At 39.0% G+C, this 12,841-nt stretch carries 14 protein-coding genes; 4 read left to right on the top strand and 10 right to left on the bottom strand.

Going from position 1 to position 12,841, the window contains the following annotated elements; genetic code table 11:
- Positions 1–658 precede the first annotated feature (658 nt).
- Genes kdsB through MTT29_RS00415 form a run of 6 tightly spaced genes read right to left on the bottom strand, consistent with a single transcriptional unit; the run spans position 659 to position 5,981 of the window.
- On the bottom strand, positions 659–1,369 hold the full coding sequence (kdsB, locus tag MTT29_RS00440) for a 3-deoxy-manno-octulosonate cytidylyltransferase (RefSeq protein ID WP_429799427.1): 711 nt from the start codon (positions 1,367–1,369) through the stop codon (positions 659–661).
- Entirely contained in the window at positions 1,366–2,829 is a 1,464-nt protein-coding gene (gene thrC, locus MTT29_RS00435; RefSeq protein ID WP_429799426.1) for a threonine synthase, read from the bottom strand. The genes kdsB and thrC overlap by 4 nt, the downstream gene beginning before the upstream one ends.
- Positions 2,795–3,139 (bottom strand): divalent-cation tolerance protein CutA, encoded by a 345-nt coding sequence (gene cutA / locus MTT29_RS00430; RefSeq protein WP_429799425.1) that lies wholly within the window; start codon positions 3,137–3,139, stop codon positions 2,795–2,797. The genes thrC and cutA overlap by 35 nt, the downstream gene beginning before the upstream one ends.
- A gap of 50 nt (positions 3,140–3,189) precedes the next feature.
- Positions 3,190–4,110, bottom strand: a complete 921-nt coding sequence (locus MTT29_RS00425; RefSeq protein ID WP_429799424.1) for a tetraacyldisaccharide 4'-kinase — start codon at positions 4,108–4,110, stop codon at positions 3,190–3,192.
- Positions 4,103–5,233, bottom strand: a complete 1,131-nt coding sequence (locus MTT29_RS00420) for a DegT/DnrJ/EryC1/StrS family aminotransferase (protein ID WP_103635339.1) — start codon at positions 5,231–5,233, stop codon at positions 4,103–4,105. Before MTT29_RS00420 ends, MTT29_RS00425 begins: the two co-directional genes overlap by 8 nt.
- A gap of 10 nt (positions 5,234–5,243) precedes the next feature.
- Positions 5,244–5,981: an NAD+ synthase gene (locus MTT29_RS00415; RefSeq protein WP_103635338.1), complete on the bottom strand. Its 738-nt coding sequence runs from the start codon at positions 5,979–5,981 to the stop codon at positions 5,244–5,246.
- A 120-nt stretch (positions 5,982–6,101) separates the two neighbouring features.
- Here MTT29_RS00415 and MTT29_RS00410 point away from each other — a divergent pair, with 120 nt between their 5' ends.
- A complete protein-coding gene (locus tag MTT29_RS00410) occupies positions 6,102–6,704 on the top strand; it encodes an MBL fold metallo-hydrolase (RefSeq protein WP_429799423.1) in 603 nt (200 codons plus the stop codon).
- Between the two features lie 138 nt (positions 6,705–6,842).
- Here MTT29_RS00410 and dnaK read toward each other — a convergent pair whose 3' ends face one another.
- Genes dnaK through MTT29_RS00395 form a run of 3 tightly spaced genes read right to left on the bottom strand, consistent with a single transcriptional unit; the run spans position 6,843 to position 10,082 of the window.
- Entirely contained in the window at positions 6,843–8,717 is a 1,875-nt protein-coding gene (gene dnaK, locus MTT29_RS00405) for a molecular chaperone DnaK (protein WP_429799422.1), read from the bottom strand.
- A 31-nt stretch (positions 8,718–8,748) separates the two neighbouring features.
- Complete coding sequence (grpE, locus tag MTT29_RS00400; protein WP_429799421.1) at positions 8,749–9,291, bottom strand: nucleotide exchange factor GrpE; 543 nt, start codon at positions 9,289–9,291, stop codon at positions 8,749–8,751.
- Positions 9,288–10,082: an HrcA family transcriptional regulator gene (locus MTT29_RS00395; protein ID WP_429799420.1), complete on the bottom strand. Its 795-nt coding sequence runs from the start codon at positions 10,080–10,082 to the stop codon at positions 9,288–9,290. The genes grpE and MTT29_RS00395 overlap by 4 nt, the downstream gene beginning before the upstream one ends.
- Positions 10,083–10,450: 368 nt before the next feature.
- Here MTT29_RS00395 and MTT29_RS00390 point away from each other — a divergent pair, with 368 nt between their 5' ends.
- The 3 genes from MTT29_RS00390 (at position 10,451) to MTT29_RS00380 (ending at position 11,481) form a co-directional block, all read left to right on the top strand.
- The gene (locus MTT29_RS00390; RefSeq protein ID WP_009294123.1) at positions 10,451–10,696 is read left to right on the top strand and encodes a DNA-binding protein; all 246 of its coding nucleotides are present in this window, start codon (positions 10,451–10,453) and stop codon (positions 10,694–10,696) included.
- Positions 10,697–10,876, top strand: coding sequence for a hypothetical protein (locus MTT29_RS00385; RefSeq protein ID WP_429799419.1), 180 nt, complete (start codon positions 10,697–10,699; stop codon positions 10,874–10,876). It abuts the gene before it with no gap.
- 254 nt (positions 10,877–11,130) lie between these two features.
- The gene (locus MTT29_RS00380) at positions 11,131–11,481 is read left to right on the top strand and encodes a hypothetical protein (protein ID WP_239651949.1); all 351 of its coding nucleotides are present in this window, start codon (positions 11,131–11,133) and stop codon (positions 11,479–11,481) included.
- Between the two features lie 82 nt (positions 11,482–11,563).
- Here the strand turns inward: MTT29_RS00380 and MTT29_RS00375 are convergent, their stop codons facing one another.
- Positions 11,564–12,841: a dihydroorotase gene (locus MTT29_RS00375; RefSeq protein ID WP_429799418.1), complete on the bottom strand. Its 1,278-nt coding sequence runs from the start codon at positions 12,839–12,841 to the stop codon at positions 11,564–11,566.

Below are 12,841 nucleotides of genomic sequence, written 5' to 3'. Positions count from 1 at the left end.
GCCAAATTTCTCTAGGCTTTGCAGACCTTGCAACTAACTAGAAATCTAGCAAAAAATAAATTTGGGCTATCAAATTTATATCGTGCAGTGATGTGAGTAAAATCGCAAAAGCAAACTTGCGATCATCTTAAATTTATTAAAATTTAAAAATATCAGCGAATTTGTTTTGGTTCTAGGACTGCAAAACAACCAAATTTTAATCAAATTTTGCACCAAATCGCGTGCTACAAGACCGAAAGCCAAAGATAAAAACTTCGTTCAAGCGATCATTTTAAATTTATCAAATTTTAAAATATGCCAACAAATAAAAATATAAGCCAAATTTAGTTTAGCGCCAAGGCAACAACGCAACTAAAAATTTAATCAATTTTTTTGCCAAACAACGTGCGGACAAGACCACGAGATCAAAAACTTCAGTCAAGTTTGCAATTTATAATATCTCAGCAAATAGGCAAAATTATTCAAACAAATTAAAAATATGAAATTCGTAGTAAATTTAACCAATAACACAGCTAGAGCTTAATCAAAATCGCGACGTGCAAGCGAGCAAGAGCTCAAAAATCAAAGGCAAAAATCAGCCAAACCATTACCCAAATTTATAAAATTTTAAAATTTGCTCCACCACAGCAAAAACGCCCAAGTAGAGCAAGATTTAGGCTCATTTGCCAAATTTAGCTAGCGCTCTTTGGTAGTCCTCTTCGCTGTCGATACCGATACTTTGGCTCTCAACCTCCAGCATCGCTATCTTTTTGCCATTTTCTAGGGCACGCAGCTGCTCGAGCTTCTCGGTATTTTCAAGGCTTGAAGGCATGAGCGCGCAAAACTCTTTTAGACTTTTTACGCTGTATCCATAGATGCCAAGATGCGCCTTATAGCTTTTGCACTCGCTTCTGTTAAATGGTATCCTTGACCTTGAAAAGTAAAGCGCATAGCCCTCAAAATCAGTCACCACTTTGACTAAATTTTTATCATCCGCAAACTCATCGTCCATCTTTTTATAGCAAGAAAACATAAATGCTTTCCCCTTATTTTGCTCGCAAAATGCCCTAAATTTAGCGATATTTTCAGGCTCGATAAATGGCTCATCGGCTTGCACGTTTATGATGATCTCGCCCCCATTTAGCCCTAAAATTTGCGCCGCTTCGTTTATCCTATCAGTGCCACTTTGATGATCTTTGCTAGTTAGCACCGCTTTTATACCGTGAGCCTTGGCGATATCAAGCACGCTTGGCTCATCCACAGCAACCGCCACATCGTCCACACCGCTTACTCTAAGAGCAGTCGCCACGAACATCGGCACACCGTTTATCTCTTTTAAAATTTTGTTGCTAAACCTTGTTGAGGCAAGGCGGGCTGGGATGATTATCATCGCTCGATCCATTCTAGGACGCACTTTTCGATCTCGTCCTCTTTTATGATATTTTTGTGTAAAATTTTCGCACTAAATAGCGAGTTTATCGAGCTTGGTACATGATCGTTTAAGGTTTTAGCAGTCTTTGCCAGCGCATCTTTTTCATCTTTTGTATCTTTGATCTGGCACGCCTTGATCATGCTTGGCGTAAATTTCACCCAGTGCGCGGTCGATGTGATGACGCTTACTCGGCTAGTATCCACCATTTTAAAGCAAGTTGCCGTATGCGGATCGATCGCATAGCCGTCCTTTGCGAGCTTTGCGATGTATGCCTCACACTCTTTATCGTCACACCAGCTAGCCTCAAAGTCCTCTTTTAGCGCTTCAAGCTCTTGCTTGCTAAGCTTATAAAATTTATTTTTAGCGAGGCTTTGCATTAGCTCGTTAGTTCTAACGCTGCCAAATTTATCAAATAGCAAGCGCTCGACGTTTGAGCTGATCAAAATGTCCATGGCTGGGCTTATCGTCTTAACCAGCTTTTTATCTCTTAGGTCGTAAACGCCGGTCGTAAAAAACTGCGTCAAGATGTTATTTGCGTTTGAGGCGATCTTGATCTTGCCGATCTTTGCGCCCATTTTTTTAGCGTAATACGCCCCAAGTGCATTGCCGAAATTTCCGCTTGGCACGATGATATCAAAGCTCTCGTTTGCCTTAAGCGCCTTTTGTTTTAGCAAATTTGCGTAGGCGTAGGCGTGGTAGATGATCTGAAAGAGAATTCTTCCAAAATTTACCGAGTTTGCCGCGCTTAGTTTAAGGCGCTTTTTCTTAAGCTCGGCCTTAAAATTATCATTTGCAAGCAGCGTTTTTAGCGCCCTTTGAGCGTCGTCAAAGTCGCCTTTTATGCCAAAAACCTTTAAATTTTCACCCTGCATGGTCTGCATCTGAAGCTTTTGCACCTCGCTCGTACCGCCATCTGGATAGAGGCAAACGACCTTGATATTTTCATCGTTTGCAAAGGTTTGAAGTGTCGCAGGGCCCGTGTCACCGCTAGTTGCGCACATGATAAGGTATCTTTCGCCCCTTTCCTTTGCTAGCTGGCTAAGCAGCGAGCCAAAAGGCTGAAGCGCCATGTCCTTAAATGCCCTTGTTGGGCCATGATAGAGCTCATTTACGTATAAATTTTTATCTATTTTTTTAAAAATAACTGGGTGCTTTGGGTCATCAAAGCTTGCATATCTCTTGAGCGCTTTTTTAAAAAACGCCTCTGGCACGTCAAATTTAAATAGCGAGATGATGTGAAGTGCGAGCTTTTCGTAGCTTAGGCTTGAGAGCTCTTGCCACTTTGCCTTTGTGATCTTTGGTAGCTTCTTTGGCGCGTAAAGTCCGCCGTGAGCGGAGCTTGGGGCAAGCATGGCTGTGCTTAAATTTACATTTTTTACCTTTTCATCTTTTACGCTTCTTGTTGGTGTTAGTCTCATTTTTTGCCTTTTTTGGTTGATTTTTTATCCAATTTTCGTATTCTTTAAAAACATCTTTTGGTTTAAGTGCCAAAATTTCTGGAGTTTCGTAGCTGTGGTACTTTCTTATAAATTTAGCTACTTTTTTAAATTTCGCGTCCGTTTTTATGAGTAAAATTTGCTCTTTTTCATCACAAAGCTTCTCTTGCCAAAGATAAATGCTCTTTGCGCTAAAGCTACTCACGCAAGCTGCAAGTCCCTTTTTCACGAGCTTTTTGCTTAGTTTTTTTGCCTCTTTTTTCTTTGCGACTGAGGTGATTAAAATTCTCATTTTGATCTAAATTTTCCTTTTTAAAAGTGGCTCATTATAACAAAATGGGCTTAAATTTGCTGCACCAAAACCTTTTTAAACTCCTCACTTAACGTAACTTCAAGCGTGATAAGCGATACTCTCAGCCCAAAATCCTTTACCTTTACATAGTCTTTTTGCGTCATCAAAAGCGAGGTCGCGCCGTAGGTTTGTAAAATTTCACTTAGCTCTTCTTTTGAAAAGTCGTAGTGATCAGGGAAAAAGACCTGCCCCACGCACTCGCTAAAAAATGCTTCAAGGCGGGCTGGGTTTGCTATGGCGGTTACTAGCACCATTTTTTCGCTTTTGTTTAAAATTTCGCTCTTTCTAAAGTGAGTTTGCCCCTCACGTGCGATGAAATCACCAAATTTATAAAAGCTAAATGGATATCTATAAGCCCCGCTTGGCAGGCAAAGCTTTAGCTTTGGCTCTGGGTTTGGACGCACTAGGATCTCAAATTTAGCTATGTCAAATTTAGAAAATCCATCATCCAGCAAGATATACTTTGCGCCGTGCTCTTTGGCGTAATTTATCGCTACTTTTCTATCTTCACTAACGATCACATTTGCGTTTTTGATGCTTGTAGCGTATATCATCGCCTCATCGCCACTCGCTGCAACGTCAAGTAAAATTTCTCCATCCCTTGCAACAACTTGCATGCCTTTGCTCTTTCTTTTATAGCCTCTAAGGATGATAAAAGCGCCCCCATAATTTTTAGCGATAGCGACGCAAAGTGGGGTCTTGCCGCTTCCTCCAAGGGTTAAATTTCCAACGCTTATTATTTTTATACCAAACTCTTTTTTTTGCGCGCTAAATTTCTTGCAAATAACGACTAGAGCATAGATAAGACTTAGTGGCAGAAGTAAAAATGCTAGTGAAATTTGAAAGAAATTTGGGCGAAAGAAGTAGTCATTCGCCCAGGCGTGCAAAAGGATGTTAAATTTCTTAAACACGAGATTTAGAAATTTCTTTTACTGTGCTGCAGATGTATTGCACCTCTTCGTCACTCAAACTATGATATATAGGTAGCGACAAGACTTGTTGATACACTTTTAGAGCATTTGGGAAGTCATTTACTTTAAGCGAATATTTATTTTTATAATAGCTTAGCAAATGTATCGGTATGTAGTGCAACGAAGTGTGAATTCCACGCTCCAAAAGCTCTCTAGCAAAGCTGTCGCGGTTTTTATTTATCTTGATGATGTACTGAGTGTAGATGTGCTCGCGTTTTTTGACTGGAGTTGTGATGTTGTGACACTCTTTAAGCTCTTTATCGTAAATTTCAGCGATCTTTTTTCTACGTTTTATAAGCTCGTCTGTCTTTTCAAGCTGAGCGATAGAAAATGCCGCATTTATCGAGTTTATGTCATATTTTAAACCGATATCAACAACGTCGTAGATGTAGCTTAAACTACCAAATTTATCTATACCATTTACAAGGGCATAGTTACGAAGTAGTTTTGCTTTTTTATAGACCTCTTCGTCATTTGTCGTGAAAAATCCAACTGTTGAGATAGGATTTTGCACGCGTGAGTTTGTCTGAAAGCATGACAAAAACGAGTCTGAACCGACTTTTTTGCCATTATAAGTTAGTCCTATGCCTCGGTTTGCATCATCTAAAACGACGATGCCGTATTTTTCGCAGATAGCCTTTATCTCATCAAGCTTAGCACTTTGTCCAGCGATGTGTGAGATGAAAGCGCACTTTAGTTTTTTGTGATTTTGCTCTTTTAGCACCTTTTCAAGGGCTTCTGGACTGATGTTAAAGTCCTCTTCATCGATATCGACAAAGATAGGCTCAGCATCAAAATGTCTAACGGCCTGAGCCACGCTAGGGAAGGCATTTACCGAGCAGATGACCTTATCGCCACGCTTTGTGTCCATCGCACTTAATGCTAGATGATGCGCTGCTGCGATGTTGTTTGTAGTGATAACAAATTTAGCACCAAAGTACTCTTTTAGCTTTTCTTCAAATTTAGCAACTGTATCAGTGGTATTTTCAGAATGCAAAGCCTCTTCGATAAGCTCACTTTCGCGCTCAGTGATAGTTGGTTTGTAAAACGGAATTTCTCTCATCTTTAATCCTTTAAATTTTCACTATCAACGGCATTTGTCTTTTAAACCTGTTTGAAACAACTCTATTTTCTATATCCAAGACCGCTTTTGACCCAAACTTTTTGATGACTTGCTCCTTGTTATTTTCTAAATTTTGTAAAATTTCATCGATAACAGCGTAGCTGTAACCTATGTCGCCCTCGTCACTTTGCCCATCCCAAAGATCAGCAGAAGGCGCTTTTTTGATAAAATTTTCATCAACACCAAGATGTTTTGCAAATTCAAAAATTTCACTCTTATAAAGCTCTCCGATAGGATTTATCGCGCACGCCAAATCCCCAAATATCGTGCCATAGCCAAGCATAAGCTCGCTTTTGTTGCTTGTGCCGATGACTAGAGCGTTTATACTAGATGAATAATCATAAAGCAAGCTCATTCTAACTCTAGCTGCTAAATTCCCTTTTCTTAAATTGCTTAAATTTGCATCTATCGTTTCATAAAAGGCATTTAAAATGCCCTCTATGGATAAAACCTTGTATTTTATGTTTAGTTTTTCGCATAAATTTAAGGCGTCATCCATATTTTGTCTGTTTGATGATGCTGTTGGCATGATGAGTGCATGAGTTTCATCTGGCTTTGCTCTCGCACAAAGTGTCGCAACCACAGCAGAATCAATACCGCCGCTTACGCCTAATAGTAGTTTTTTACCTTTAGTTTTATCTTTTAAGCTAAAAACTAAGGTTTCTTCTATTTTTTGATACCCCTTCATTGTCCCTTTGCCTAAATTTGCTTCCTTTTGCAAAAATTATACTAATTAAATTTAAAATTTTTCTTTAAGTTTAAGTAAAAAGATGCAAATATTTAAGAAATAATAAATTTAAGGTAGAAAATGAGAGTAATGCATAAAAATTTTGGCGATTTTGGGACAAATTGCTACATCGTTACCAAAAATGGCTCAAGTTTGGTGATAGATCCGGGCGACGGCGCAAAAGAGTGGGTTTTGCAAAATGCACAAAATTTAAAGGCGATACTTTGCACTCATGGGCATTTTGACCATATTTACGACGTGAGCGAGCTAAAAAATGAGCTAAAAATCCCAGTTTATATCAATAAATTTGATGCTTTTATGTGTGAGAGTGACATTTTTGGCTATATGAAAAATACCTTTGTGCCAGATGTTTTAGCTCAAGGCGATGAGAGCTTTGCGGTGGGTGATTTTTCTTTTAAATTTCACCATTTTCCAGGACATACACCAGGTTGCTCGATGATAGAGATAGAAGACGCGATCTTTAGTGGGGATTTTTTATTTAAAGGTAGCATCGGGCGCTGGGACTTTCCATTTTCAGATAAAAATGAGATGCTAGAAAGTTTAGAAAAATGCAAAAATCTAAAGGGCGACTTCGCGCTTTACCCAGGGCACGGCGAAAGTAGCACGCTAAAAGCCGAGCAACAAGAGCTTGATAGATGGGTAGAGATCGTAAGAAGGTCTTAAATTTTTAGGCGTGGCTAAATTTTAAAAATTTATACTTTTCATCTTACAAGATGATGTAGCAAGCGTGTATTAAAAAGTGTTTAGAGGTTTAAATTTATAAGCTAAAAGAGCAAGGCAAGTGCCCTGCTCTAGGAGTTTTTACTCGACTTCAGCGTCTATTACGTCGTCGTCTTTTTTGTTGTTGCTGCCGTTTGCACCAGCGTTTTCATCTTTTTTATACATAGCTTCTGCAAGTTTGTGGCTAGCTTTGCTTAGAGCTTCTACTTTTGCATCGATCTGCTCTTTTGAAGAGTTTTCATCTTTTAAGACCTCTTTTAGATCATTTAGCGCAGCTTCGATGTTGCTTCTATCATCAGCTGGGACTTTCTCGCCAAGCTCGCTCATGCTCTTTTCAGTTTGATGAACTAGTGCATCGGCTTGGTTTCTAGCTTCAACTGCATCTTTACGTTTTTTATCCTCTTCTTTGTGAAGCTCAGCGTCTTTTACCATGCTATTTATCTCATCTTCACTAAGACCGCTTGATCCTGAGATAGTGATGTTTTGGGCTTTGCCAGTAGCTTTATCTTTTGCTGAAACGGTTAAAATTCCGTTTGCGTCGATGTCAAATTCAACTTCGATTTGAGGCACGCCTCTTGGAGCTGCTGGGATACCTTCGAGGTTGAAGTTACCAAGTGATTTATTATCCCTTGCAAACTCACGCTCACCTTGTAAAACCATGATAGTAACGGCACTTTGGTTATCTTCAGCAGTTGAGAAGACTTGACTTTTTTTAGTAGGTATCGTTGTGCCTTTTTCGATGATCTTAGTCATCACGCCACCAAGTGTCTCGATACCAAGGCTAAGTGGAGTAACGTCAAGAAGTAGCACGTCTTTTACGTCGCCTTTTATAACCGCACCTTGGATCGCAGCACCGATAGCTACGACTTCATCTGGATTTACGCTCTTATTTAGCTCTTTGCCAAATGCCTTTTTAACCTCTTCTTGAACAAGTGGTACACGAGTTGAACCACCGACCATTACGACCTCTTTGATGTCGCCCTTGCTTAGACCTGCATCTTTGATGACTTCATTTATCTTAGTGATAGTCTCGCCCACAAGTGAGTCGATCATGCCTTCAAATTTAGCGCGAGTTAGCTTTTTGACAAGGTGTTTTGGACCAGTCGCGTCAGCTGTGATAAATGGTAAATTTATCTCAGTCTCTTGAGCTGAGCTTAGCTCTTTTTTAGCATTTTCAGCGGCTTCTTTTAAGCGTTGAAGTGCCATGATATCGCCTTTTAGATCGATACCAGTTTCGTTTTTGAACTCACTTACTAGCCAGTCGATGATCTTGTTATCAAAGTCATCACCACCTAAGAATGCGTTACCGCCAGTTGCCAAAACCTCAACGATATTATCGCCAGTTTCAAGCACTGTAACGTCAAATGTACCACCACCTAGGTCATAAACTAAAATTTTCTCAGCCTCTTTTTTATCAAGACCATAGGCAAGTGCCGCAGCTGTTGGCTCGTTGATGATACGAAGCACGTTTAGACCAGCGATAGTACCAGCCTCTTTTGTAGCCTTTCTTTGGCTATCGTTAAAGTATGCAGGCACAGTGATAACCGCGTCTGTCACGCTCTCGCCAAGGTATGCTTCAGCGTCTTCTTTTAGTTTGATAAGAATTTTTGCTGAAATTTCTTGCGGAGTATAGACCTTACCAGCGATCTCAACCGCGCAAGCGCCATTTCTATCTACAACATGATATGGCAAGCGAGCCTTTGCCTCTTCAGCATTTTTTTCATTACTCATCAAACCCATTATACGTTTGATAGAATATATCGTTTTTTCAGGGTTTGTAACTGCTTGACGTTTTGCAACGTCACCTACTAGAATTTCACCTTTGTCTGTAAAAGCAACAACAGATGGAGTTGTGTTTTTACCCTCTTTGTTTGGGATAACCTTGCTCTCACCGCGTTCAAAAACGCTCACACAAGAGTTTGTTGTACCTAAGTCTATACCTATAACTTTTGACATATTTTTCCTTTATTAGATTTATTTTTTAAATTTAGTTTGCCACACTGACCATGGCTGGGCGCAAAACCCTACCATTTATCATATAGCCTTTTTGTAAAGCTTGCACGATCTGACCGCTTTGCTTCTCCTCGCTATCGACCCTTAAAACGGCATTATGCACATTTGGATCAAACTCGGCATCAGTTGCGATCTCGCTCACGCCATGCTTTTCAAAACATTTCTTAAACTGATTTATTGTTATCAAAATGCCCTCTTTGATCTTTTTAGCAAATTCATCATCCTCTGGGTCAAAATTTGCAGCGATCTCGAGCGCATCGATGACTGGTAGCAAGTCCCTTGCAAATTTCTCATTTGCATAGCTTGCAACGTCTGCTTTCTCTTTTTCATAACGCTTTTTGATATTTTCAAACTCAGCATTTGCTCTATAATATTTATCAGTGATCTCGCCAAGCTCTTTTTCGAGCTTCTCAACTTTTGAGATATCGCCAAGTGCGTCTAAATTTACGCTATCGCTAGCTGCCTCTTGCACTGGCTCGACCTCAGGTAGATTTTGCTCTTTTACCTTTTCGCTCACGCGGCCTCCTTTATTAGATTTATAAATTTCGCATAATCAGTATAAACACTGCCAGCGCAGATCATCTGCGCCTCGCTACCAAGATAGTTTGCTTTAAATTTAAGCCCCATGTAATTTTCATCAAACATAGGAGAAAATGTAAGTTTTTCATCCATCTGCAAGCTAAAACTTGGGTCAAAAACCATCTTAAAGCTTCTATCCTTAAACATATCAAAGGCTAAAATTTCATTTTCTTGAAAGTAAATTTTAGTCCTTTTAAGTTCCCTAATCTTGCTTCTTAGTTCGCTTAAACCAACTTGAGAACAGATAAGCTCAAGCTTGTCTAAACTAACTCCGATAAGGTTGTTTAAAAATTTATGCATCCTAGCGTCAAATTTGATGACGATCTCATCGCCGCTAAAATTTAAAACCAGATATCTATCATTTAAATTTAGAATTTCTAGCAACTCCTTATCGATCGTGCCAAAAATCATACAATAAAGCTCAAACTCATCACAGAGCATCTTTAAGCTTCTTGGATCATTTATCTCTAAATTTATGTCGTTTTCGCCAAAAATTTCGCTCCAATATCTCCTCATCGCAGCGATAGTTGGGATTCTGCCACCACTGATGTGAAGCTTTGTGATCTCGCCTTCATCTGAAAGCTTTTTAAAATAAACACGTATCGTAGATGCCGGTATCACCACGCTCATGCGAGATCCAAGCTCGTTTGAGCCAATAGGCGCATTGTTCTGCAAATAGGCTTCAATGATAGAATTTAGTATCAAATCGCGTTTATTTGTTTTACTCACTTTTAGCACTCTTTCTTTTTAATTGCTAAGCGGATTATACAACTTTAGTTTATCAATGTCAAGTATATAAGTTAAAAAAATTTATTTATATATATTTAGCCTATATAACTAAACTTTTCTAATGCCTATAATATAAGCTTTGTGTAAAAAGAAATAAAATTTAAAACAAAATAAGAAATTTAACTTCAACATAAAAACCCGAAATTTCTAATTTTATTCAAAAATTTAAAAACTTTTTATACGTTATAACGTATATTATAAATAATTTTTAGTATGTTTAATACTTTATTTTGATATTTATATACTATTTTACATTATTTATATAATATTTTAGGTATATTTAATGATAAATAACGTATAATTCTTCAATGATTGAAACAAGTGATATATTTAATTTGCTTCACAATGCAGTTGAGGCAAAAAATATCGGTAAGAAAATTTCACAAGCAAAAATGGCAGAGGATCTTGGCGTGCCTATGAGGACATATCAGGACTGGAGGCTTGGTAACTCAAAGCCGCAAGCTGCTGCTGCTGTTTGCAAACTGCTATGTGAGCTTGACGATGATGAAATATTATTTGTTGTCAATAAGATGAGAAAATTGCTAGGAAAATAGATGGAAAATTTAACACAAAAAGAGAGAATCGACCTTGAGAGCGTTTTTGCAGTCATTTGTACTAAAAAAGAGTCAAAAATTTTGGTTACCTACAAGGATCTATGCTCGGCTGCGGCTTCAAAATTTCATGTAGTTAAAAGTAAGATCAAAAAAATAAGAGAAAAGAGAGTTAAAATTTAGCCATTTTGGCTTTAAATTTAAGCGTTTTGATAAGGGCTATAAATTTAGGCTTTTATCAAAACAAATTTCATCCTACCTATTTATATATGGGTTTATATATCTTAGCTACCAAAAATCTATAAATGATAGTTCTAGTAGCCTAAATTTAACAAATTTAATGTCACTATCATATTTTATATCACTTCTTTATTGCGCCATCTATGGTTACTAAAATTTACATTTTTTATCTATGTATAAATTTTTTCGCAAGATCAATGAGTAAAGACGGGCTAAATAGAATGGAATTTGAAATTTCTGAGCTTGCAAAAGCAGTTGGTTTTAATGTCATTTCAAAAGACAGAAACCCAGCTTGGAAGCCAGTTAATGATAAATTTGCAAACGATATCTTAGAAGAGCTTAAAATTTATAAGCCAGAAGCTAGGATAACAGCCGTGCATGCTGGACTTGAGTGTGGAGTGCTTTTGGAGAAAAAAGCGGGTCTTAGTGCATGTTCAATAGGACCAAACATCTACTCACCTCACTCTACTAGAGAGCACTGCGAAGTAGCTTCTGCACTTTTTATCGAAAAAGTCGTTCGCGGTATTGTTAAAAAATATAACTCATAAAAAACTAAAATTTGCTAGAAATTTCTAGCAAATTTTGGCTCTTGTAGATCTAAATTTACTCACACGCACGAGCAAATTTAGATTATTTTCCAAACTCATAAACGATCTTGCCACTTTTTATAGTAGTAGTCGCTGCGCCTTTTAGCTTTTTGCCAAAGAGTGGAGAGTTTATCGATTTTGAGCGGTTTATCTTCTCGTCATAAACGTACTCGATCTCAGGGTCTATCACCGCGATATCAGCTAGCATGCCCTCAGCAAGTCTGCCTTTATCTTTTAAATTTAGCATCTTAGCTGCATTTGTAGATGTTAGCTCCACCATGCGCTCTAAGCTTATAACGCCTTCATTTACGAGCTTAAGAGTAAGTGGCACAAGGGTTTGAAGTCCGATGATACCAAATGGCGCCTTGTCAAATTCCACTATCTTTTCGTCCGTGTGGTGCGGCGCATGATCGGTGGCGATAACGTCTATAAGGCCGCTTTTTAGCGCCTCTCTTACCGCTTTTACGTCACTTATCTCACGAAGTGGCGGTGACATTTTGAAATTTGTATCGTAAGCATTTTTCAAAATTTCATCATCGCTAAAGCTAAAGTGGTGAGGTGTCGCCTCGCAAGTGATGTTTATGCCCTCTTTTTTGCCCATTTCGATGATCTTTAGCGAGTACTCTGAGCTTACATGAGCGATGTGGATGTGCGCTTTAGTGAGCTTTGCAAGTAGCATATCACGGCTCACTGCGATCTCCTCTTTCTCCCTTGCCATGCCTCGAAGTCCAAGTATGGCTGAGACCTTGCCCTCGTGCATGACGCCCTGCCTGCAAAGCGAGCAGTCCTCTGAGTGGCTTATGCAAAAGCTGTTAAACATACTTGAGTACTCAAGTGCCGCTCTCATCACGCTTGAGCTTGTAACTGGCAAGCCATCATCGCTAAATGCAACTGCGCCAGCCTCTATGAGATCACCCATTTCAACGATCTCGTTGCCACCAAGCCCTTTGCTGATGGCTGCGATTGGTAAAAGATCGATCAGTCCGCAGTTTTTAGCCTTTTCTATCATCGCCCTTGTGATCGAGGCGTTGTCGTTTACTGGGTTTGTGTTAGCCATGCAAAGGCAGGTGGTCACTCCTCCAGCCACGGCGGCCTGCGAGCCTGAGATGATATCATCTTTATACTCTTGACCAGGATCGCGAAAATGCACGTGCATGTCGATAAGTCCTGGCATGACTAGCTTATTTGTGGCGTCGATAACCTTCTCTGCCTCAAATTTCTCACTTCCGATTTTGGCTATTTTGCCGTTTTCTATTAGGATATTTGCCTTAAATTTCTCGTCGCTATTTACGATAGTGCCGTTAATTATTGCTATTTTCAT

It is taken from the genome of Campylobacter concisus (genome assembly GCF_050447485.1).
Classification (GTDB): Bacteria; Campylobacterota; Campylobacteria; order Campylobacterales; family Campylobacteraceae; genus Campylobacter_A; species Campylobacter_A concisus_BQ.
The sequence above is the reverse complement of the archived record's forward strand: the minus strand, read 5'-3'. Positions and strand labels throughout refer to the sequence as shown.